Genomic DNA, 21,070 nt, shown 5'->3' on the forward strand with positions numbered 1-21,070 from the left:
CTAGAAAAAGCTTTCCTGCTTCGAGTACTCAGCGACAGCATCCTCTTCGAACTCGATGCCAGACATGGCGCCCAAGTCCCTGACGATCCTGACCAGATGGTGCGCGGTGTTCAGTTCCCGCCAGCCAGTCGCGTCGCCGCAGGTTTCTGTCAGCCCTTTCGCGTTGCGCCAGATCCGGTCGTCTGCGGGGGAGAAGCCTCTGCCGCAGTAATCCTTGCTCTCGACGATCTGCCTGCAGACTTCGCGCATCGTCGGCGTGAAGGCTCCCGAGTCGCTGCCTCTGATCACCAAGGTGTGGGTTTTACCGGTGTAGCGAAGGTGCGGCCTCGGTCGTCCACCGCCCTTGCCCTTCGGGAACACCATCCGCCCGCAATCCGCGCCGAAGTCGCCGTAGGCCAGTCGATCTGGTTGGACACCAGTCTCTTTGAGAGACGCCAAGAAAGTGGTCCACTCTGCTCTGGCGATCAACGTTTGGTCGTTGGCACCGACCGGAAGCTTATCCGGGTACGCTGACGCTTGGTAGACGATTTTGCTCCACCGCGCCGCGCCGTCCAGTTGATCGAAGATTTCGCCGATGGCGGGCGCGAAGTCAGCGCCCAAGGGAGCCCCAGTGAAGTCCACGAAGAGGACACACTGTTCCGGCCGGACGCCCGCCTTCTCCACCGCCTCGACCAAAGCGGCGGGATCAACTTCCTCGAAGTCCATGTAGATACCCGCCCTGACGTCCCCCTCCCGAACGAGTGCCTGGCGGGCCGGATTGGACAGATCTGCTATCGACAGCACCGGAAGCAGGCGGGGATTTACCGCCGTGGCGATGCGGAAGAGGGTCGCCACCCCCTCGTCGCCAAGGGCCGCCGCTGCCAGTTGCGGGTCGAGAAACGCACGCCGGTGCGGCCAGCTCTTTCCGAGGCGCTCGCCCATCATGTAGGCAATCTCGTCCAGCGTGGGTATGCGCCCCTTTTCTGGGTCTGACTCTGTGGGAGGCGGCACCACGAAGCGAGGGCAGACATGCCCTTGATAACGGGCGGCCAGCCTACCGCAGGCAGCGAATTCGCCGGGTTTAGCCCTGAGGGCCGGGAAGTATGGGAGCATCACTCTTTCCTTTCTGGGCTTCGCCCACAAACAGTTTCCTCACGGTGTTCCTCCCGATCTTGTTTGCGAACAGGGACCACTCTCCCCGTTCTTTGCGTATCCGCCCGAAAACAATCGCCGGATGGATACCCAACTCGTTGGCAAAGCGCTCGATTACCGCAGCCGACTTCGCGATGCGGGCGGTAGAGCGCCGCCAGCGTTCTTCCGGGATGAGCAGGTTGGAGGCGAAGCGGTTTGCCTCCTCCTCCTGTTCATCGACCGATGCCTCTTGATCCGTCTGATCGTAGAAGCCTACGGCCAGCCCGGTGGAGAAGTGAAGCGTGACGTGGGCAAGCTCGTGCATCAGCGTGAACCAGAAGTTGTCCACGGTGTCGGTCCTGACGGTCATTCCGATGACCGGTCTCCCATCCACGATGAAGGCCGCGCCGTCGATCTTCAGGCCGGGGACCTGTGGTTCCACGATCAAAACGATGCCGCGGTCGGCGAGCACTTCCACCGCCCGGAGCGGCCCGCGGGTGTCGTTGCTCAGACGGACCAGTCCGGGCATCCACTTGAGTTCAAGTGGCTCATGAACGTCCTCGACGCTCGCGAAAGCCTCGCGCGCCCTGGCTGTTACCCTAGCACGCCAGGCATGGAGCATGACGTCTTCGGTGTGGTCGACAACGTTGAGGCCAGTTCGGAGTAGCCCAGGGCTTCCAAAGTCGATCCGGTTCTCGGCGATGTAGCGGCGAAGCTCAGCCTCGGTGAAGTCCTCGGCGAACCAGCCGTTCTCGCGTCCATGTTTTAGGATTTTCTTGATTTCGGACTTCGAGACCCCGTCAATCACTTTGTCCAGCCCACGGAAGGCAGGTTGGTCGGGCATGTCCGCAGTCAGGCGTACGCCGAGCAGCGCCGCGACGCGGTTATAGTTCTTGAGGCTGATCTGTCCGTATCGCTCTGCTTCCCAACGCTGGACTTGCTGTTCTTTCACTCCTAGGCGCCATGCTAGATCCTTCTGGGAGTAACCGTTGGCTATCCTAGCGACGATCAGCATCAAACCCGGCTCTTGGTTTACAAGGGCCTTTAGTGCTGTGGGCTTTTGTGTTTCCTTGGCCACTTCATAAGCCTCGACTGCTTGGGTCAGGCGCTCGCGTTCGGCCTTCATCATTCGCGAGACTTGAGAAACCACCTCAGGCGGCAGACCGGCCACGACCGGCTCCATCGCGAGCTCCGAGTGAAGTGCCTCGGAGAGACGAGAAATCCGCGCGCGCGCTTCCCGTGCTTCCTTTTCGTTCAGGATGATTCCGTTCATGGTCATGCCTCAATATACCCAACTTTTATGTTGTGGCCAAGTACGCAACGGATAAGTTGGGTGCAATGGGCTTTTGAACTGCCGTGAAGCGTTGTTGCAATGAACTCGGGCCTTCCGGTGCTGCCATCACGCCTGCTATGGGCATGTGGAGTTTGGCTAAATGAGCTGGCAGCACCTCGATGCGGTTCGCGGTTTCCGCAGGAGAGACCTTGGGTTCGCTTGGGTCCATTCCCCAACAATTCACCAGTGCGAAGTCAGAAATCGTCATTAAAAGGCCGCATGCGGCCGCTTGATGGCAATCCGGCGCCACAAGAGGCCACTTGAGACCTGTTGACAAAGTAGTCTACAAAGGGCCATATGTGACCGGCTACGGCAAGTTAACTAGCTTAATCGGCAACGTTTGGCCTTTAGAGAAGCAATGGCGACGTCACAACAAATCGAACATGAAATCGGGCAACGTCTTGCGCGTCTGCGCCTCGCGCGCAACGTAACGCAAACTGATCTCGCCGAGAAGGCGGGCATCGGAGTGCGCACCCTGCGTCGCCTTGAGGCTGGGGATCCTTCCACACTGGACACCTTTCTTCGCGTCGCCGCTGCGCTCGATTTGGAGCATGCGCTACTCTCTGTGTTGCCAGAGGGAGAGATCAGGCCAATTGAACGCGTCTCACAGAAGGGGAAGGAACGAAGGAGAGCGAGTCCTGGATCGGAACAACACAAAAAATCATCATGGACCTGGGGTGACGAAGTAGATGACTGACGCGAGCGTAGTATTGTGGGGTCGGCGCATCGGTGCCGTAAGTTGGGATGAAACACGCGCACTCGGCATCTTTCAATACGACCCGGCCTTTGTGGGCGCGGGTATTGAGGTCGCGCCTTTGAAAATGCCAGTACGGGAAGCCCCCTACGAGTTTCCTGCTCTTCCGAAGGAAACGTTCAAAGGGCTACCCGGCATGTTGGCCGACGCGTTGCCAGACAAGTTCGGCAACAGGTTGATTGATGCATGGCTCGCAGAAACGGGGCGAAGCGCGGGCCGGTTCAGCCCAGTAGATCGATTATGCTACATCGGCAACCGCGGAATCGGGGCGCTGGAGTTCGAGCCAACGGTCCGCAAGGCGACCCGGTCCAAAAAGCTGGAAATGGCCCAGTTGGTGGATCTGGCTAACAGGGTCTTAAGCGAGCGCGAGGACCTTGCCGGCAGGCTCGGAGGCGAGGATGACGCAGGGGCGCTGGAAGATATTTTGAGCGTCGGGACTTCGGCGGGTGGCGCGCGCGCGAAGGCGGTGCTTGCCTGGAACAGAGACACCGGGGAGTTCAGGTCAGGGCAAGTTAAAGTCGACGAGGGATATGAGCACTGGCTCTTGAAGTTCGACGGTGTGTCCAACAATCGAGATAAGGAGCTTGCCGATCCCCAAGGCTTCGGAAAAATCGAGTACGCATACTACTTGATGGCGACGGCGGCGGGCATCGACATGTCAGAATGCAGGCTTCACCATGAAGGCGGACGAAGCCATTTCATGACACGTCGGTTCGACCGCGACGAACGAGGGCGAAAGGTCCACATGCAATCGCTCGGCGCGATGCAGCATTTCGACTTCAATGACCCGGCCTCTTATTCCTACGAGCAGGCCATCATGACGATCAGGGATCTTGGGCTCGGAATGGATGTGGTGGAGCAACAATACAAGCGCGCTGTCTTCAACGTTGTCGCTCGCAACCAAGATGACCACGTCAAGAATATCTCCTTCCTCATGGACCGGTCCGGCGCTTGGCGACTGTCCCCAGCCTATGACGTGGCCTATTCCTACAATCCCTCTGGCTCATGGACGCGCGACCATCAAATGAGCCTGGCCGGAAAGCGAAACGATTTCACTCATGGCGACCTCATGGTTTTTGCTTCGAACGTGGGGCTGAAATCCAACAGGGCGAACCAAGCTATTGAGGAAATCGTGGGCGCGGTCGCGCAGTGGCACGAGTTCGCTGAACGGGCGGGTGTCGAGCATTCTGATGTGAGCCGCATCGAGAAAACGTTTCGCATGAATTTGCGTGACAAGTAGCGCAGGATTGCCTGACATTGTTTGCCTTGGGATCAGTCGTGGAATTTGTTGTCCATCGCGCGAAGTTGCAGCGCGATATCACCGGTGTCCGGCTCACTCTGAGATCGTTTTGAGCACTGCGTCGCTCGCCGCGTACAGGTCACAATAATGGCCCGCCTTATCATGCGTTGACATTTGCGCGCGCCCAGAACAGCCTGCGGGCACTCACCCGGGGGGTCTCGACAAGAGGCTGAGATACTGCTGGCACCCGTGCAGCGCAGTGACCCGATGAACCTGATCCAGTTCACACTGGCGTAGGGATGGTGCACTGGCCGCGCGGGCCCCGACCACATATCCGTGGCCCGGGGGCACATACCCCACACCGGCAATCCCATTCGACGCGGAACTGGGTCTCCTACGCTTTGAGCACCGGAGGCTCTGACCGATGAAAGATCTCAACCCAACCGTCACCACGGGCCCTTTGCCCGCCTCGCGCCGCGTCTGGCACGCGGGCAACCGTCACCCCGATATCCGCGTCCCCATGCGCGAGATCGACCTGCACCCCACGGCCGGGGAACCGCCCGTCACCGTCTATGACAGTTCGGGTCCCTATACGGACCCGGATGCGCAGATCGCCATCGACCGGGGCCTGCCGCGCCTGCGCGAGGACTGGATTGCGGCCCGCGGCGATACCGAAACCTACGCAGGTCGGCATGTGCAGCCGGCTGACAACGGATTTGCCGAAGGCGCGCGGCTGACGCCCGAATTCCCCGTCCGCAACGCGCCGCGCCGCGCCACGCAAGGACGGGCCGTCACCCAGATGGCCTATGCCCGCGCGGGCATCGTCACACCCGAGATGGAGTTCGTCGCGATCCGCGAAAACCTCGGGCGCAAGGCGCAGGCAGAGGCCCATGCACAGACATTGCCGCGCGACGGCGAAAGCTTTGGCGCGGCGATCCCGGATGTCATCACGCCGGAATTCGTGCGTGATGAAATCGCCCGTGGCCGCGCGATCATCCCCGCCAACATCAACCACCCCGAGGCCGAGCCGATGGCGATCGGTCGGAACTTCCTTGTGAAGATCAACGCCAACATCGGCAATTCGGCGGTGACCTCCTCGATGGCCGAGGAAGTGGAAAAGATGGTCTGGGCTACCAGATGGGGGGCCGACACGGTCATGGACCTGTCGACGGGCCGCAACATCCACAACATCCGCGACTGGATCATCCGCAACAGCCCTGTGCCGATCGGGACCGTGCCGCTCTATCAGGCGCTGGAAAAGGTCGGCGGCATCGCCGAGGACCTGAGTTGGGAGGTCTTTCGCGACACGCTGATCGAGCAGGCCGAGCAGGGGGTGGATTACTTTACCATCCATGCGGGTGTGCGGCTGCACATGATCCCGATGACGGTGAACCGGGTGACGGGGATCGTGTCGCGCGGCGGGTCTATCATGGCCAAGTGGTGCCTGCACCATCACCGCGAAAGCTTCCTCTACGAGCATTTCGACGAGATCTGCGAGATCGCGCGCGCCTATGACGTGTCCTTCAGCCTCGGTGACGGGCTGCGGCCGGGATCAATCGCGGATGCCAATGACGAGGCGCAGTTTGCCGAACTTGAGACTCTGGGCGAGCTGACGCAGATCGCCTGGGCGCGCGACTGCCAGGTCATGATCGAAGGGCCGGGCCATGTGCCCATGCACAAGATCAAGGCCAATATGGACAAGCAACTCGCCACCTGCGGCGAGGCGCCGTTCTATACGCTCGGGCCGCTCACCACGGACATCGCGCCGGGCTATGACCATATCACCAGCGGGATCGGCGCGGCGATGATCGGCTGGTTCGGCACGGCGATGCTGTGCTACGTGACGCCCAAGGAACACCTCGGGTTGCCCGACCGCGACGATGTGAAGGTCGGCGTCATCACCTACAAGATCGCGGCCCATGCGGCGGATCTGGCCAAGTGCCATCCGGCGGCGCAGATCCGCGACGATGCGCTCAGCCGCGCGCGGTTCGAATTCCGTTGGGAAGATCAGTTCAACCTCTCGCTCGATCCCGAAACCGCCCGGTCGATGCACGACGAGACCCTGCCGAAAGAGGCCCACAAGGTCGCGCATTTCTGTTCGATGTGCGGGCCGAAGTTCTGTTCGATGCGCATCAGCCACGACATCCGCGCCGAAGCGCAGAAGGACGGCATGGCCCGCATGGCCGAGAAGTTCCGCGAAGGCGGAGACCTGTACATCCCGCTGGAGGACAAGGCATGAACCAGACCCCCGAAACCCTTCTGACCGCGCTGCGGGCCACCCCGCCGCTGGTGCAATGCATCACGAATTATGTGGCCATGAACATCGCCGCCAACGTGATGCTGGCGGCAGGCGCCAGCCCCGCCATGGTCTCGGACGAGGAAGAGGCCGAGGAATTCGCCGGGATCGCGGGGGCGGTCACGGTGAATATCGGCACGCTGTCACCGCCCTTCGTGGCGGGGATGCGGGCGGCGATCCGGGGGGCGCAGGGCGCGGGGCGGCCCTGGGTGCTGGACCCGGTGGCCTGTCAGGCGACGTCCTATCGGCGCGAGGTCGTACAGGCGCTGGTTGCAGAACAGCCGATGATCATCCGGGGCAATGCCTCGGAAATCCTGTCGCTCGCCGGGGAAGCCAGCCGGGGGCAGGGCGTCGACGGGCGTGATCCGGTCGCGGCGGCGGAGGTGGGGGCGCGGCGGTTGGCGCGCTCCAGCGGCGCGGTCGTCGCGGTGACGGGCGAGGTCGACTACGTCACCGACGGCACCCGCGCTGTGCGGATCGAGGGCGGATCGCCTTACATGCCGATGAACACCGCCTTGGGCTGTTCGCTGACCTGCCTCTGTGGGGCCTATGCGGCGGTGGCCGGGGATGCCTTCGACGCCGCCGTGAGCGCGTTGGCGCATTTTGCGGTCGCCGGTGCGCAGGCGCATGAGGGCGCGAAGGGGCCGGGCAGCTTTGCGCCACGGTTCCTTGATGCGCTGGCCTCGGTCACCCCGGCGGAGCTGTCGCGGGCGGTGATCCGCGATGCGGCGGTGCCGGCGTGAGGCGCACCACAAGGCCTTGCCCTGACCTGTCGCTCTACCTCGTGCTCGATCCCGGCCTCTGCGCCGGGGTCGGCATGGTCGAAACGGCCCGCGCCGCCGTGGCCGGGGGCGCCACGGTCGTGCAACTGCGGGACAAGACGGCCGACACCGCGCGGCGGGTCGAGACGGGGCTTGCGCTGAAGGCCGTGCTGCCGGGGACGGGGGCGGCGCTGATCGTGAACGATGACGTTGAGGCCGCCGTCGCCATCGGCGCGGACGGTCTGCACATCGGGCAGGGCGACATGGCGGTGGCCGAGGCCCGCGCCCGGATCGGCGCGGGCATGGTGCTGGGTTTGTCGGTCGAGACGCCTGCGCTGGCGGCAGCGGTCGACCCCGGATTGGTCGATTACATCGGGGCCGGGCCGGTCTTTGCCACGCCCTCCAAGCTGGATCACAAGGCGCCTGTGGGGGTCGAGGGGCTGGCGGCGCAGGTCGCGGCCAGCCCGGTGCCTGCTGTGGCCATCGGCGGGCTGAAGGCGCAGCACGTGGGCGCGGTGTTGAGGACGGGTGCGCGGGGCCTTGCGGTGGTTTCGGCCATCTGCGGCCAGCCCGACCCCGAGGCCGCCGCCCGCGCGTTGCGACGGCAGATCGACGCGCTAGGGCACTGAGCCCCAGAGCGCGTGGAAATGATGCACCGGCCCATGGCCTTGGCCCACGTCCAGCGCGTCGCTTTGGGCCAGAGCGGCGTGCAGATAGGCCTTGGCGCGGGTCACGGCCGCGGGCATGTCGTGATGCGGCAGGAGCGCGGAAATGGCCGAGGACAAGGTGCAGCCCGTTCCGTGACCGTTGGTCGTGGTGATGCGGGGCGCGCGCAGGGTCTGGATACCCTCGGGACCGGCCAGCAGGTCGGTGCTGTGCGCGCCCGCCAGATGCCCGCCTTTAAGCAGGACGTACTCGGAGCCGAGAGACAGGAGTTCGGGCAGAGCGGCGGTCATGGTCGCGGCGCTCCAGTCGTCGGGGCGGTCCAGCAGGACGGCGGCCTCGGGCAGATTCGGCGTGATGACCGAAGCCAGCGGGACAAGCCGTTCGCGCACCGCCGACACGGCCTCGGGGTCCAGCAGCGCTTGGCCGCTTTTCGCCACCATCACCGGGTCCAGCACGATGTTGCGCGCCCCGTGATGTGCCAGCCGGTCGGCCACGGCTCCGGCGATACCCGCATTGGCGATCATCCCGATCTTGACCGCGTCGATGCGCACGTCGTCGAAGACCGCGTCGATCTGGTCGGCCACGAAGGCGGGGTCCAGGGCCTGAAAGGACCGCACGCCGCAGGTGTTCTGCGCCACCACGGCGGTGACGACCGAGCAGGCATAGGCACCAAGCGCGGAGAAGGTCTTGATATCGGCCTGGATGCCCGCGCCGCCTGATGGGTCTGTGCCCGCAATGGTGAGGACATTGGCGATCATGCCGACACCTCTGCCATCAGGGCGGCCGCGTGCCCCGCAAGCTCGGCCACGTCGCGGCTGAGCGCGAGGTGGCCTTCCTTCAACGCAGCGATCTCGATCCAGCGGGCTTCTAGCGCGTCATCTGCGGCAACCGGGTCTCCGGCGGTCCAGCGGCACAGGACGGCGACCAAGATGAAATGTCGGCGCAGCACGCCTGCGGGGTCGTGGTCAAATGCGTCGAGGGCGGTGATCACGCGCAGCGGCTCTGCGGCGACTCCAGTTTCCTCGGCCAGTTCCCGGGTTGCGGCGTCGAACAGGGGTTCGCCCTGATGCACCTTTCCGCCGGGATAACCCCAAAGGCCCGCATCGGGCGGATTGGCCCGGCGCACAAGCAGCACCTGGGTGTCGCGGACAAGAACGGCGATGGTCGCCGCGATCGGGCGTGGGTCTGTCGATTGATATGGCAAGGCGGCCTCGTCATTCTGAGGCCGGCAAGGGCAAGAGAGCGCTGCGATCCTGTCCCTTCGCCGGCATGATCCGGATCAGGTTCAAAGGGTCACCGCGCTGCAATCGCCAGCGATATCTCAGCCCCTTGTCGGGACACCCCTAGGTGAGAGGCAGCTTATCAGGCTGAGCGCCCGGTTCAATGCCGGGCGGATGTGCTTGCGCCTGCCGCAGCTTGCTGAAACTTTAGGCAAAACAGACAAGGCAGCAGTCATGGAGTCCCTGTTCCGTTCGCTTGGCCCGGTTATTGGCCGCCCCTCGCCAGCCGAGGCCCTTCGCGCCGGGATCGGCGCCCTGATCGGGCTTGGGGTGACGGGCGCATTCCTGTTGTCGCCCGTGGTCGACCTGACGCTCGGCCTTTACCTGATTGCCCCGTTCGGTGCGACGTCGGTTCTGCTGTTCGCAGTGCCCAACAGCCCGTTGGCGCAGCCGTGGTCGGCGGTGGTGGGCAACACGCTCGCGGCACTGGTCGGTGTGGCGGTCTGTTCCGTGATCGCGGACCCTGTCCTGCGGATCGCCCTTGCGGTCGGGTCGACGATTACGGTCGGCATCCTGTGTCGCGCGATCCATCCCCCGGCGGGTGCGGTCGCCATGACAGCGGCGATGAGCCCGGAGGCGGTCGAGCGACTTGGACTCTGGTTCGCGATCGCGCCCGTCGCCACAGGCACCCTCGCGCTGGTCGTCTGTGCTGCGATCTACGCCCGGCTCACGGGGCGCAGATATCCATTCCGCCAGTTCGGTGAGCCAAGTCGCCACCGCACCGAAGACCCCGATCCCGCCAAGCGCATCGGGCTGTCCCGAGAAGAACTGAAAGAGCTGCTGGACCGGTATCGCCAGTCGTTCAATCTGGGTGTCGAAGACCTGGCGCGGTTGATCGGCGCGGCCGAGTTGCAGGCCGCCGCGCACCGGACAGGTCCGCTTCTCGCGACCGACGTCATGTCGCGTAATCTGGTGACCATTGGCCCGGACACTCCGCTGTCAAAGATTGCGGACCTGTTCAGACATCATCGCTTCACATCGCTTCCGGTGACCGGGGTCGAGGGGCATTATCTTGGCGTGATCTTCCAGATTCACCTGATCGACCGAGCGCGCGAGGATGCGCTTCGGCTCGACCGTGGCTATCTCGCGGCGTTTCGGCGCCTGATCGACCAGGATCGTACGCAGCCGGTCCGAGCCAAGGACATCATGAGCGTCGCCGGGCCTCGGGCGGTACCGGCGACTCCGGTCGGAGTGCTCCTGCCGATGATGGCCGATGGTGATGTCGATGCGGTGCCGGTCCTTGAAAAGGGCCGGATCGTCGGCATCGTCACCAGGACGGATCTCATCGCCGCCCTCGCGCGGACCGGTTTGCGAGCCCAGGACTGAGAGGCGGCGGCCCGGGTCAGGCCGGCTCGAGCGGGTGATCTTCGGGAGTCGGGACGCTTGCGAGACCCGCGACAGGCACATTGTCGATCAGGCGCACGCCATCGAGCCAGGCGGCCAAGAAGAGGCGACCGGGGCGGTCTGCCCTGGTCATCAGATTGAGGTCGGGATCGCTGCGCAACTCGAGGTAGTCGATCGTGTCGAACCCGGCAGAGAGCAGCGCCGCCCTGGCGTTATCGAGGCCCTGCGCGACTTGTCCGCCGCGGGAGATGACACGCGCGGCGTCGTCCAGGACCTGGGCGATCACCGGCGCAATTTCGCGTGGCCCGGGCCCGAGCCGGAGGTTGCGCGACGACATGGCGAGGCCGTCGTCCTCGCGCACGGTCGGACAGCCGACGATCTCGGTCTTCAGATCCAGATCCTCGGCCAGCCGGATCACCACCTGAAGTTGCTGGTAATCCTTTTCACCGAAATACGCGCGGTCGGCATCGCATTGCAGGAAAAGCTTGGTCACCACCGTGGCCACCCCGTCGAAATGCCCGGGCCGCGCCCCGCCGCACAGGCCCGCGCTGACACCGGTCACCGACACGGTCGTGGCGAAGCCCTCGGGGTACATCTGCGCGCCATCGGGCACATAGAGTATATCCGCGCCATAGGGCGTCAGCTTCTCGGCATCGCTGTGTTCGGTCCTGGGATAGTTCGCCAGATCCTCGGGGTTGTTGAACTGCTTGGGGTTCACGAACAACGTCACGATCACCCGGTCGTTTTCGGCACAGGCGCGGTCGACCAGGCTCAGATGACCGGCATGCAGCGCGCCCATGGTCGGCACCACGCCGATGCTGTCCCCGGCGCGACGCCAGCTTTGCGTGAGGGCGCGCAGCTCGGCCTTGGTGCGGATGATCAACATGTGCCTGGTTCCTCCTGCGAAAAGACATGTTCGGGGGCCGGGAAGCTGCGGGCGCGGACCTCCTGGGCGTAGGTGCGTATGGCGGTGCGGGCGTCGCTGGCAAGATCGCCATAGCGCTTGACGAACTTCGGCTTGAAGGCATCGAAAAGGCCCAGCATGTCGTCGATCACCAGGATCTGTCCGTCACAGCCTGAAGAGGCCCCGATGCCGACCGTGGGAATGTCGATGCCCGCGGTGATCTGATCCGCCAGAGCGGCGGGCACCTTTTCCAGCACGACCGAGAACGCCCCGGCGCGGGTCACCGCACGGGCGTCTTCCGAGATCCGGTCCGCATCCGCGCCGCGCCCCTGCACCCTGTAGCCGCCAAGCGCGTTCACCGCCTGGGGCGTCAGGCCGATATGGGCCATGACGGGGATGCCGCGCTCGACGATAAAGCGGATCGTGTCTTCCATATGCGCGCCGCCTTCCAGCTTGACCGCGCCGGCCCCGGTTTCGGCCATCAGCCGGGCGGCATTGCGGAAAGCCTGTGCGGGGGAGTCTTCGTAACTGCCGAAGGGCATGTCGACGACCATCAGCGCGCGGCTCAGGCCCCGGGCGACGGCGCGGCCATGCAGCACCATCATCTCCATCGTCACGCCGAGGGTCGAGGGCAACCCGTGCAGCACCATGCCGACGCTGTCACCGACCAGAACCAGATCGCAGTCCGCATCCGCCAGCTGTGCCACGGGGGTCGTATAGGCCGTCAGGCAGACCAGCGGATCGGCCCCCTTGCGCGCACGAATGTCGGACGCGGTCAGGCTGCGTTGCGGGGCGGATTGGCTCATGTCGGTCCTCCTCAGACAGGCTTCCGAGGGGATACCTGCTTGGGGCTCTTTTCGCAAGTGCAGCGCAATAATATTGCGATTGTATATACGAAAAAGTCATATCTGTGCGCGGTAGATTGCCGATTCAGAAGTCCAGCCCAAGGTCCAGGACCTGCGCCGAATGGGTCAGTGCGCCAGAGGAAATATAGTCCACGCCCGTCGCCGCGACCTCGGCGATGCGGTCCAGCTTCATGTTGCCCGAGGCCTCCAGCACCACCTGACGGGCGGTCATGTCCACCGCCTTCGCCAGCATTGACGTGTCCATGTTGTCCAGCAGAACAACGTCTGCGCCACCCTCGTCCAGGACCTCGGCCAGCTGGTCCAGGCGGTCGACCTCGATCTCGCAGCGGATCATGTGGGATGCCCGCGCCTTGACCGATTGCAGCACGGGGCGGATGCCACCGGCGGCCGCGATGTGGTTGTCCTTGATCAGGATCGCGTCGGACAGGCCGAAGCGATGGTTGAACCCGCCGCCATGCAGAACGGCCTGTTTTTCCACGATACGCAGGCCGGGGGTCGTCTTTCGGGTGCAGGTCACGCGGGCGTCGGTGCCGCGCGTTTCGGCCACGAAGGCGGCGGTCAGCGTGGCGATGCCGGACATGCGCCCGGCAAAGTTCAGCGCGACCCGTTCGCCCGACAGGATCGAGGCCGCGTCGCCCGTGATCTCCATCAGCAGGTCGCCCGGCGCGATCACGTCGCCATCGACCTTGTGCGTGGTGATCTGCAGCGCGGGATCGACCAGCCGGAACGCAAGCGCGGCCATTTGCAGACCCGAAACCACGCCCGGTTCGCGGGCATTCAGCCGCGCGGCATAGGTGGTGCCGGCAGGAATGACGGTGCGGGTGGTGATGTCGCCGTAGGTGCCCAGATCCTCGATCAGCGCGGCGCGGACCAGCGGTTCAAGGATCAGGTCGGGCAGGGGGGGCATTGTTGCGCTTTGGTTCATGCCGGTTCCTTTCGGGTCATGGTCGCGCGGATCGCCAACGCGTCGGTCAGGGTCATCAGGGACCGTATGCCGGTTGCGCCATCGGGGTGGGGAAAGTCCGACCGGAAATGCGCGCCTCGGCTTTCGCGGCGCATCAGCGCGGCGGCGGCAATCAGGGTGGCCGTGGCGGTCATGTTCTTTAGCGTCTCGCACCCGGGTTGCGCGGCTTCGATCGCGGCGATCTCGGTCAGCGTCCGGTTCAGGCCATCTGCGGTACGGATCACGCCCGCGCCATCGGTCATCGCCTGCCGCAGCCGTGCGACCAGCGCGGGGTTGGGCGTTTGGGCGGCGGGAAGGTCGGGCAGGGTGACGGGCGCGGCAACCGTGGGCGCGGGCAGGGCCGCGTCGATCGCCCGCGCACAGCGGCGGCCATAGACCAACGCCTCGAGCAGCCCGTTCGAGGCCAGACGGTTCGCGCCATGCAACCCGGTCGATGCGACCTCTCCACAGGCCCAGAGGCCGGGAAGGGTGCTGGCCCCGTCTGCATCCGTCGCCACGCCGCCCATGTGGTAATGCGCGGCGGCGGCCACGGGGATCACTTGGGTCACCGGGTCCAGCCCGGCCTGCTGGCAGGCGGCGGCGACGGCGGGGAAATCTGTCAGGATCTTTGCGCCAAGGGCGGGGCGGGTGTCTAGCGCGGGGGCCAGCCCTGCCTGCGTCTGGGCGTAGACGGCGCGGGCCACGATGTCGCGCGGGGCCAGGTCCGCGTCGGGGTGGGCGTCCAGCATGAAGCGCTCGCCCTGTCGGTTGACCAGCGTGGCCCCTTCGCCGCGCAATGCCTCGGTCGCCAGCGGAGCAGGGTCCAGCCCGCAGGCCATGGCCGTCGGGTGGAACTGCACGAATTCCGCGTCGGCGATCTGGGCACCGGCACGGGCTGCCATGCCGATGACCTGGCCCCGAATGCGCGGCGGGTTGGTCGTGAGGGCATAAAGCCCGCCCGATCCGCCCCCGGCCAGCAACACGGCGGTGCCGCGCAGGGTGATGCTGGCGCTTTGCCCCCGATCACAACGGGCAACGGCCACGCCGGTGACACGGCCGCCCGAGACCTCGAGCCCCGTGGCCGTCACGCCTTCGAGCACTTGGATATGGTCGGCTTCGCGCACCTGTGCCGTCAGCGCGCGCATGATCTCGGCCCCGGCCTGATCGCCCTGAACCCGCACGACGCGGGCGAAACTATGCGCCGCCTCGCGCGACAGCACATAGCCGCCGTTTGCGGTGCGATCAAAGGGGGTGCCCAGACCGATCAGGTCAAGGATGTGATCGCGCGCCTCGGCTGTGACCGACGCCGCCACGCCCGGATCGACGGTGCCCGCACCGGCAGTGACGGTATCGCGGGCATGGGCATCGGCGCTGTCCGCCGGGTCCATCGCCGCCGCCACGCCGCCCTGCGCCCAGGCCGAGGAGGCGCCGGTTCCCAATGCCTCGGGAGAGATCATCAGCACGGGACGCGGGGCCAGTTTCAGCGCGGCATATTGCGCCGCTAGCCCTGCGCCCACGATAATGACGCGACCCGTTTCGATCGGGGACATCGCCCTAGCCGGCCATCTTGGCAGAGAGGTCGATCATGCGCTGCACGGCAACACGGGCCTTGTCGGCGACCTGTGGGTCAATCTCGACCGCGCCTTCCATCGTGTGGAGCGACCACAGCACCTTTTCCAGCGTGATCTTCTTCATGTAGGGGCACATGTTGCACGGGCCGACGAAATCGACATCCGGCAGCGCGTCCGAGATGTTGGAGGCCATGGAGCATTCGGTCACCAGCATCGCCTTTTCCGGCCGTTGCTGCGTCACATAGTCGATGATCCCGCTGGTCGAGCCGGAAAAATCCGCCTCGGCCACCACGTCAGGCGGGCATTCGGGATGCGCGATGATGCGCGTGCCGGGGTTCCATTCGCGGAAATCCTTCAGGTCCTGTGCGGTGTATTGTTCGTGCACGATGCAGGCCCCGTCCCACCAGACAATGTTCTTTTCCGGCACAAGATTGGCGATGTTCTGTGCCAGATATTTGTCGGGCGTCATGATGACCGTGTCGCTGTCCAGCCCGCGCACGATCTGCACCGCGTTGGAAGAGGTACAGCAGATGTCGGACGCGGCCTTCACTTCGGCCGTTGTGTTCACATAGGTGACAACGGGCGCACCGGGGTACTGCGCGCGCATCTGGGCGATGCCCTCGGCGGTGATGCTTTCGGCCAGCGAACATCCCGCTTCCATGTCGGGGATCAGCACCGTCTTGGAGGGGTTCAGGATCTTGGACGTCTCGGCCATGAAATGCACACCGCACTGGACGATCACATCGACTTCGACCTTGGTCGCCTCGATCGCCAGTTGCAGGCTGTCGCCGACCACGTCCGCGATGCCGTGGTAAATCTCCGGCGTCATGTAGTTATGCGCCAGAATGACGGCGTTCCGCTCTTTCTTGAGCTTGTTGATCGCGGCGACATAGGGCGCATAGATCGCCCAGTCGGGGGGCGTCACGACACGGTCCATCCGGGCAAAAATGTCAGCATTTGCCAGCGCGATGTCGGTTGAAGGGGCGAGATCGTAGTGATCGGCGAGTTCGGCGCGCAGCGCGATCTGGTCGAGCAAGAGCGGAGTTCCTGAGGTTATTTCGGGCCGCCGCGGAGGGCGCGACCGCACGCGGGTGGTGTCGGCTGGGAGGTGTTTACGGGTCGACTTACCTAAGGGCAAGTGTGCGGGGTGTCTTATTTGAATGACGCACGCTAACATGTGCCGAAAGCCACCGTCATACGATTATGGGCTCAGACGTCGGTGCGCAGGCAAGACTTTGGATCCGGTCCAGAGGCGAAGCGGGCTTTCAGCAGGCATTCGTCGTATTCCGAGCGAACCTCGGAATCGAACAGGATGCCGCCTCACACTTTGAAAATGGCCTCATCGCCCTTTTGGAAGGCGAGGTTGCGGACGGATGGAGACATTGCCGCGCACCAGGCCAGAAGGATCTATGAATTCGATGGCCCCGCAGTCGATGTCACGCGGACGTCCCTCCAGCGCGCAGGGACTGTATTGCGCGGATCAAGGCCACAGCCTGTCTCGTAGCTCACGTAGCCCGCGCACCATTGGCCCGCGGTCCGCACGCGTTCCATGCGGTCCAAGGCCCGTGGCATCTCGTCAACATGGTCGGCGTAGATAAACTCGCGAGGTGCGGTGAACCGCATCTCGGTGCCTGCCCAATCGTCGCGCAGCAGGAGGCGGTGAGCGTCCGATTTGGCCTCTACTGGTACCCTCGAGGGGTCAGGCCTCTTCATCGGCCGTTACGAAGGCCTGAGAGGTGTCGTAGTCCACCGCGAAGCGCATCTCGCGGAGGGGTTTCACGCGCCGGATGGATTCGGCGTAGATCTCGTGCGCCTTGTAGGCGGCCAGCGCCGCGTCATCCACGAACTCTCCGTAGACGACAACATCGACTTCCTTGCTGGCCGGATCCGTCTTTCGGTTCAGAGCGATCTCGAGGTGCTTCGCATGGGGAATCCGCGTCAGGATCTGCAATCCCTTCCGAACCGCGTCGAGGTTGCCGTCGATTGGGACAGTGAAGAATACTACATGGCGGATCATTGAAATACTCCGGGAGTTTAAGGGTGGGAAGCGGTTCCGGGCCGCACGCGAGATAGCACGCGCCCCGCGCGTCTGCCCTTCTAAGGTTTCGGCCCGACACCGCAACCCGATCTGCCCGCCATCAGCAGGTTTTGCCCTGAGACACCGCCGAAGTGTGCGGGAAGCGCTTACGTCGCACTGAAAGGCTTCCTGTTGGTGCATCAGGACGGGTTCCTGGCGGGCGGTCCGCGTTCTGACGGTCGATCCAACCACGGGATGACCGGGTTCCGGAAAGTCAAAGCAGGCCTTGAGAAAGTCGGATCCGGAGGTGGAGTGATGGGTCTGGCGGGAATGCGGACAGCACCCGTACCCCCGCGCGGCGTCGCTCACCACCCTTGTCCGATCCGCGCGCGGCTGCCGCGCGCTCCCCAAACATCGGAGATATTTCATGTCCAAGTCTAGCAAACGCAAGTTCGACGCTGCAGCGTCGATCACCAACGAACTCATCGACATCATTGACCGGGGCGTGCTGCCCTGGCGCAAGCCATGGACGGTCGGCGGCAGTTCCGTGCCGCTCCGCCTGAACGGCGAACCCTACCAGGGCGTCAATAACTTCCTGTTGACTATGCGCACCATGATGGCCGGATACGCCTCGCCTTACTGGATGACGTTGAGGCAGGCGAACGAGCTCGATGCGAAAGTCATCAAGGGCTCGAAATCGTCGGTGGTCGTCTACTACGGGACGGCCGAGCGCGAGCAGGCCGAAAGCGCCCACGGCGACCAGGCGGAAACCGAAGATCCCAAAACCATCCCCTTCATGAAATCCTACCGCGTCTTCAACGCCGATCAGATCAAGGGGTTGGACCCTCGCTTCCATCCCGCTGCGGCCGAACCGGAAGTTCATCCCGAACGCGCACCGATCCCGCATATGCAGAGCTTCTTCGAGGCAATCGGTGCCAATGTCAGCTTCTCTGGTCGGGAAGCATGTTACGTCCCGAATCTCGACAAGATTTACATGCCCCCGATCGAGCTCTTCGAGAACCCGCGGAATTTCTACGCCGTCTGGGGTCATGAGCTGGGCCACTGGACGAAACCCCGGCATCGGTTAAACCGCAGCTATGGCGATGCGCGGTTCGGCAACACCGCCTACGCACGGGAAGAGATTGTGGCCGAGCTCTGCACGGTGTTCTTGGGTCAGAAGCTGGGGTTCTCCGCGCATACGCTGGAGCTGAACGCGGCCTATCTCGACAACTGGGTCCGCGTGCTCCGGTCTGACAAGCGGGCGATCTTCAAACATGCGGCGGACGCGCAGCGTGCCTGTGACTATCTCGTCGCCGCGTCGGAGGCGGGGCAGGGGGAACAGGCCGCTTGAGGCCGGGGCTGTCCGGGCTGGTAGGGCGTGGTGAAAGGAAAAACTGGCTTTGGGTTTGGTGGTTTCAACCCATCCCGAAAGGACAGACCCATGAGCCATCCTGAACCCGCAGACTATTCGCGTCCGAACGCGGCTGTCATCGCATCCCAGAACGACGCTTTCCGCAGGTTTGCCTGCCTTGGCATCACCCCGGATCAGCAGATCCAGGGCCGCCTCGTCGTGACCCAGTCCCTGATCGAGGCAGGCGATGGCTTCGTCACAGAGGCCGTCCAGGCCACCGGTGCGTTCGATACATTCGAGCCGGACAATGATCCGGAAGGCTGGCACGACTTCGGGGCCGTGACGATCCGGGGCGAAACCGTATTCTGGAAGCTGGATCACTACGAGGCCAGCTCTGACTTCCGCTATGGCGCCGAGGCACCCGACAATCCCGAGACGACCATGCGCGTGCTGACCGTCATGATGGCGCGCGACTGGTAGGGCGGGCCGCACCCCAACCTTCCATCACCGACAGGCCCGCTGACCCTCCGAAAGGGAAAGTGGGCCTCTTGTCCTGTTGGTTCCCGGATCCGGGGATTGGTTGCGCGAAGACCCGCGCGGCCCTCTCAAACACGTCGAGAAGGACATGTCATGACTCACACATTCAAAACTACCACCGTCGCCATCGGCGACCTCTGCCCGCATCCCGCGAACGTACGGACCAATTCCCCCGAGACCTATGCCTCGGAGAATATCGCGCATCTCAAGGCCAGCATCGCCGTTCTGGGCCTTCTTCAGCCGCTGCTCGTTCAGAAGATCGGTGGCAAGTTCGGGGTGCTCGCCGGTGGCCGGCGCCATGCGGCGCTTCTGGAGCTGGTCGCCGACAAAACCGCCAAAGGGTTCACGAACCGCACCAAGATCGACTGCCGTTTGGTCCCTGACGATTGCGATGTGACCACCGCGCTGTCGCTCGCCGAGAACATCACCCAGGCGCCGATGAACGCCATCGACGAGTTCGAGGCTTTCGCGCGGATGATGGAGGTCGACGGCCAGACTCCCGAGACGATTGCCAAGACCTTCGGCACAACCGTCGCCGCCGTCAAAGGCAGGCTGCGCTACGGGCTCATCCATCCCGACATCCGTGCCGCGGCCCGCGCCAAATCGATCACCCTCGACACGATGAAAGCCTTCGCCGATCACCCGAGCCAGGAGGTGCAACGCGAGGTCTTCGAGGCGCTCACCAGGGAGGACAACTATGTCCAGGCCCATACCGTCCGCAACGCGCTGAAGTCCCGCGGTGTGCAGGTCAGCGACGATATCGGCGCCTTCGTGCGGAAGGACTACGAGGCGCGTGGCGGCGCCATCGCGGCCGATCTCCTGGACGAGCATTCCGTGCTGGAGGATTCCGCGCTGGTCGAAACGATCCTGCTCGAAAAACTCGCCGCCGCCGCCGAAGAGGCGCGGGCAGAGATCGGCTTTGCCTGGGCCGATGCGGTCATCCAGTACGACTATGCCGCCATGGCGGACTATGGCCGTGTCTATCCGGGTCCAGTCGAGCCCGATGAGAAGGGCCAGAAGCGTGTCGATGAGATTGCCGCCGAACTCGAGAAACTCGAACATGAGATGGAAAACGAAGAGCTCGAGGATGAGGCGTACAATGAACTCTACGAACGCGTGGACGCGCTGGAAGCCGAGGCGCGGGATCTCCAGGAGGCCTATAGCAAAGAGGATCTTGCCCGCTCCGGCGTGATCGCGTCCTGGTCGCATGGCAAGATCTCCCTGCATGTCGGGATGGTGCGCCCTGAAGACATGGCGGAGCGTTCTGGCAAAGGCACCGGTGCACCGAGCGACAACGGCGCCGCAGACGGCGATGAGATCACCTATCCCGCCTCGCTCACCGAGGACCTGAAGACCGAGCGGGCGATGGCGCTCGGCGCGGCGTTGACGATGCACCCGGAGGCGACGTTCGACCTCACGCTCTTCAAATTGGTCACGGATGTGCTGACCAGCGGTTTGGGCGTCACCCAGGCGATCAAGGTCGATGCGCGCCAGGAGTATCGTACCCACGCCAAAATGGACGAGATCGACGGCACCTCGCTTGAACAGGTGGCCGAGGCCCATGACGCGCTCGATCTGTCCTGGGCCGATGACGCGAAATCCCCGGCCGATCAGTTTGCCCAGTTCCGAGTCCTCGATGTCGGCGAAAAGGCCAAGCTCGTGGCCTACGCCACGGCGGCGACCACGCAGTCCTGTTTGGCGCGGGACTGGCAACGCGACAGTCTAATGCATGAGTTCGAGATCGAGGTGATGCCGGACATTCGGGCGCACTGGACACCGAACGCGGCGCTCTTCAATCGCTTCAAGAAGGCGTGGCTCCTCAAAATCCTCGGCGAGGAGCTGGGGCTCGCGCAGGAGGCGGTGACATTGGCCTCCTCGACCAAGAAGCAAGTCGTCGAATTCTGCGACAAGCTCTTCGCCGAGCCCTTCGCAACGCTGACAGATGCGCAGCGGGCGGCGGTCGCCGCCTGGTGCCCGCCGATGATGCAGACGGCAGGTGTCGAGCCGGTTGATGCCAGCGAGGCCGAGACACCCGAAGACGAAACCGACGTCGCAGAAGCGGCCTGACCCTATAGACGACCCGCTCCGACCGGCGCG

General features: G+C 64.2%; 19 protein-coding genes and 2 riboswitches. Of the genes, 9 read left to right on the plus strand and 10 right to left on the minus strand.

The features are described from left to right. Both Q344_RS24680 and Q344_RS24685 read right to left on the minus strand, forming a co-directional pair. The gene (locus tag Q344_RS24680; RefSeq protein ID WP_036540237.1) at positions 1 to 1,092 is read right to left on the minus strand and encodes a beta family protein; all 1,092 of its coding nucleotides are present in this window, start codon (positions 1,090 to 1,092) and stop codon (positions 1 to 3) included. Beyond that, the gene (locus Q344_RS24685; protein WP_051630967.1) at positions 1,061 to 2,383 is read right to left on the minus strand and encodes an ImmA/IrrE family metallo-endopeptidase; all 1,323 of its coding nucleotides are present in this window, start codon (positions 2,381 to 2,383) and stop codon (positions 1,061 to 1,063) included. The genes Q344_RS24680 and Q344_RS24685 overlap by 32 nt, the downstream gene beginning before the upstream one ends. Positions 2,384 to 2,801: 418 nt before the next feature. Between Q344_RS24685 and Q344_RS26810 the strand changes: the two genes are divergently transcribed. From Q344_RS26810 to thiE, 5 genes are all read left to right on the plus strand, one after another. Next, on the plus strand, positions 2,802 to 3,140 hold the full coding sequence (locus tag Q344_RS26810) for a helix-turn-helix domain-containing protein (protein ID WP_081894020.1): 339 nt from the start codon (positions 2,802 to 2,804) through the stop codon (positions 3,138 to 3,140). Next, positions 3,133 to 4,437 carry a type II toxin-antitoxin system HipA family toxin gene (locus tag Q344_RS0120925; protein ID WP_028288497.1) on the plus strand — a complete coding sequence of 435 codons (1,305 nt, stop codon included), beginning with the start codon at positions 3,133 to 3,135 and terminating at the stop codon, positions 4,435 to 4,437. Before Q344_RS26810 ends, Q344_RS0120925 begins: the two co-directional genes overlap by 8 nt. A 199-nt stretch (positions 4,438 to 4,636) precedes the next feature. Further along, a riboswitch (TPP riboswitch) is annotated at positions 4,637 to 4,755 on the plus strand. A gap of 106 nt (positions 4,756 to 4,861) precedes the next feature. Further along, a complete protein-coding gene (gene thiC, locus Q344_RS0120930; protein ID WP_028288498.1) occupies positions 4,862 to 6,676 on the plus strand; it encodes a phosphomethylpyrimidine synthase ThiC in 1,815 nt (604 codons plus the stop codon). Next, positions 6,673 to 7,476, plus strand: a complete 804-nt coding sequence (gene thiM, locus Q344_RS0120935; protein WP_028288499.1) for a hydroxyethylthiazole kinase — start codon at positions 6,673 to 6,675, stop codon at positions 7,474 to 7,476. Before thiC ends, thiM begins: the two co-directional genes overlap by 4 nt. Then, on the plus strand, positions 7,473 to 8,123 hold the full coding sequence (gene thiE / locus Q344_RS0120940) for a thiamine phosphate synthase (protein ID WP_036540239.1): 651 nt from the start codon (positions 7,473 to 7,475) through the stop codon (positions 8,121 to 8,123). Before thiM ends, thiE begins: the two co-directional genes overlap by 4 nt. Here the strand turns inward: thiE and thiD are convergent. After that, positions 8,112 to 8,918 (minus strand): bifunctional hydroxymethylpyrimidine kinase/phosphomethylpyrimidine kinase, encoded by an 807-nt coding sequence (gene thiD / locus Q344_RS0120945; RefSeq protein ID WP_028288501.1) that lies wholly within the window; start codon positions 8,916 to 8,918, stop codon positions 8,112 to 8,114. The two genes, thiE and thiD, sit on opposite strands and share 12 nt — an antisense overlap. Continuing rightward, positions 8,915 to 9,364, minus strand: coding sequence for an NUDIX hydrolase (locus Q344_RS0120950; protein ID WP_028288502.1), 450 nt, complete (start codon positions 9,362 to 9,364; stop codon positions 8,915 to 8,917). Before Q344_RS0120950 ends, thiD begins: the two co-directional genes overlap by 4 nt. A 34-nt stretch (positions 9,365 to 9,398) precedes the next feature. Beyond that, a riboswitch (TPP riboswitch) is annotated at positions 9,399 to 9,515 on the minus strand. 99 nt (positions 9,516 to 9,614) lie between these two features. Here Q344_RS0120950 and Q344_RS0120955 point away from each other — a divergent pair. Beyond that, the gene (locus Q344_RS0120955) at positions 9,615 to 10,766 is read left to right on the plus strand and encodes an HPP family protein (protein WP_028288503.1); all 1,152 of its coding nucleotides are present in this window, start codon (positions 9,615 to 9,617) and stop codon (positions 10,764 to 10,766) included. A 16-nt stretch (positions 10,767 to 10,782) separates the two neighbouring features. Here Q344_RS0120955 and panC read toward each other — a convergent pair whose 3' ends face one another. The 6 genes from panC to Q344_RS0120985 all read right to left on the minus strand — a co-directional run bounded on the left by panC (position 10,783) and on the right by Q344_RS0120985 (position 17,085). After that, positions 10,783 to 11,670, minus strand: coding sequence for a pantoate--beta-alanine ligase (gene panC, locus Q344_RS0120960; RefSeq protein ID WP_028288504.1), 888 nt, complete (start codon positions 11,668 to 11,670; stop codon positions 10,783 to 10,785). Further along, on the minus strand, positions 11,664 to 12,494 hold the full coding sequence (panB, locus tag Q344_RS0120965; protein WP_028288505.1) for a 3-methyl-2-oxobutanoate hydroxymethyltransferase: 831 nt from the start codon (positions 12,492 to 12,494) through the stop codon (positions 11,664 to 11,666). The genes panC and panB overlap by 7 nt, the downstream gene beginning before the upstream one ends. A gap of 124 nt (positions 12,495 to 12,618) precedes the next feature. Continuing rightward, positions 12,619 to 13,479, minus strand: coding sequence for a carboxylating nicotinate-nucleotide diphosphorylase (nadC, locus tag Q344_RS0120970; protein ID WP_028288506.1), 861 nt, complete (start codon positions 13,477 to 13,479; stop codon positions 12,619 to 12,621). Further along, entirely contained in the window at positions 13,476 to 15,047 is a 1,572-nt protein-coding gene (locus Q344_RS0120975) for an L-aspartate oxidase (protein WP_028288507.1), read from the minus strand. The genes nadC and Q344_RS0120975 overlap by 4 nt, the downstream gene beginning before the upstream one ends. Positions 15,048 to 15,051: 4 nt before the next feature. Next, positions 15,052 to 16,104 (minus strand): quinolinate synthase NadA, encoded by a 1,053-nt coding sequence (gene nadA / locus Q344_RS0120980; RefSeq protein ID WP_028288508.1) that lies wholly within the window; start codon positions 16,102 to 16,104, stop codon positions 15,052 to 15,054. A gap of 663 nt (positions 16,105 to 16,767) precedes the next feature. After that, the gene (locus tag Q344_RS0120985) at positions 16,768 to 17,085 is read right to left on the minus strand and encodes a Dabb family protein (RefSeq protein WP_028288509.1); all 318 of its coding nucleotides are present in this window, start codon (positions 17,083 to 17,085) and stop codon (positions 16,768 to 16,770) included. A 427-nt stretch (positions 17,086 to 17,512) separates the two neighbouring features. Here Q344_RS0120985 and Q344_RS0120990 point away from each other — a divergent pair, with 427 nt between their 5' ends. The 3 genes from Q344_RS0120990 (at position 17,513) to Q344_RS0121000 (ending at position 21,040) form a co-directional block, all read left to right on the plus strand. Continuing rightward, positions 17,513 to 18,436 carry an ArdC family protein gene (locus tag Q344_RS0120990; protein WP_028288510.1) on the plus strand — a complete coding sequence of 308 codons (924 nt, stop codon included), beginning with the start codon at positions 17,513 to 17,515 and terminating at the stop codon, positions 18,434 to 18,436. 90 nt (positions 18,437 to 18,526) lie between these two features. Beyond that, positions 18,527 to 18,916, plus strand: coding sequence for a DUF3768 domain-containing protein (locus Q344_RS0120995; RefSeq protein ID WP_028288511.1), 390 nt, complete (start codon positions 18,527 to 18,529; stop codon positions 18,914 to 18,916). Positions 18,917 to 19,066: 150 nt separating this feature from the next. Next, on the plus strand, positions 19,067 to 21,040 hold the full coding sequence (locus Q344_RS0121000; protein WP_028288512.1) for a ParB/RepB/Spo0J family partition protein: 1,974 nt from the start codon (positions 19,067 to 19,069) through the stop codon (positions 21,038 to 21,040). Positions 21,041 to 21,070: the final 30 nt, after the last annotated feature.

This window comes from Pseudooceanicola nanhaiensis DSM 18065, from assembly GCF_000688295.1.
GTDB classification, from domain to species: Bacteria; Pseudomonadota; Alphaproteobacteria; order Rhodobacterales; family Rhodobacteraceae; genus Pseudooceanicola; species Pseudooceanicola nanhaiensis.

Coding starts and splice junctions, on each gene's coding strand:
- Q344_RS0120995 (WP_028288511.1), top strand. CDS start 18,527: ATGAGCCATCCTGAACCCGCAGACTATTCGCGTCCGAACGCGGCTGTC.
- Q344_RS26810 (WP_081894020.1), top strand. CDS start 2,802: ATGGCGACGTCACAACAAATCGAACATGAAATCGGGCAACGTCTTGCG.
- Q344_RS24680 (WP_036540237.1), bottom strand. CDS start 1,092: ATGCTCCCATACTTCCCGGCCCTCAGGGCTAAACCCGGCGAATTCGCT.
- Q344_RS24685 (WP_051630967.1), bottom strand. CDS start 2,383: ATGAACGGAATCATCCTGAACGAAAAGGAAGCACGGGAAGCGCGCGCG.
- Q344_RS0121000 (WP_028288512.1), top strand. CDS start 19,067: ATGACTCACACATTCAAAACTACCACCGTCGCCATCGGCGACCTCTGC.
- Q344_RS0120925 (WP_028288497.1), top strand. CDS start 3,133: ATGACTGACGCGAGCGTAGTATTGTGGGGTCGGCGCATCGGTGCCGTA.
- panC (WP_028288504.1), bottom strand. CDS start 11,670: ATGTTGATCATCCGCACCAAGGCCGAGCTGCGCGCCCTCACGCAAAGC.
- panB (WP_028288505.1), bottom strand. CDS start 12,494: ATGAGCCAATCCGCCCCGCAACGCAGCCTGACCGCGTCCGACATTCGT.
- thiC (WP_028288498.1), top strand. CDS start 4,862: ATGAAAGATCTCAACCCAACCGTCACCACGGGCCCTTTGCCCGCCTCG.
- Q344_RS0120955 (WP_028288503.1), top strand. CDS start 9,615: ATGGAGTCCCTGTTCCGTTCGCTTGGCCCGGTTATTGGCCGCCCCTCG.
- nadC (WP_028288506.1), bottom strand. CDS start 13,479: ATGAACCAAAGCGCAACAATGCCCCCCCTGCCCGACCTGATCCTTGAA.
- thiM (WP_028288499.1), top strand. CDS start 6,673: ATGAACCAGACCCCCGAAACCCTTCTGACCGCGCTGCGGGCCACCCCG.
- Q344_RS0120990 (WP_028288510.1), top strand. CDS start 17,513: ATGTCCAAGTCTAGCAAACGCAAGTTCGACGCTGCAGCGTCGATCACC.
- thiD (WP_028288501.1), bottom strand. CDS start 8,918: ATGATCGCCAATGTCCTCACCATTGCGGGCACAGACCCATCAGGCGGC.
- Q344_RS0120975 (WP_028288507.1), bottom strand. CDS start 15,047: ATGTCCCCGATCGAAACGGGTCGCGTCATTATCGTGGGCGCAGGGCTA.
- Q344_RS0120985 (WP_028288509.1), bottom strand. CDS start 17,085: ATGATCCGCCATGTAGTATTCTTCACTGTCCCAATCGACGGCAACCTC.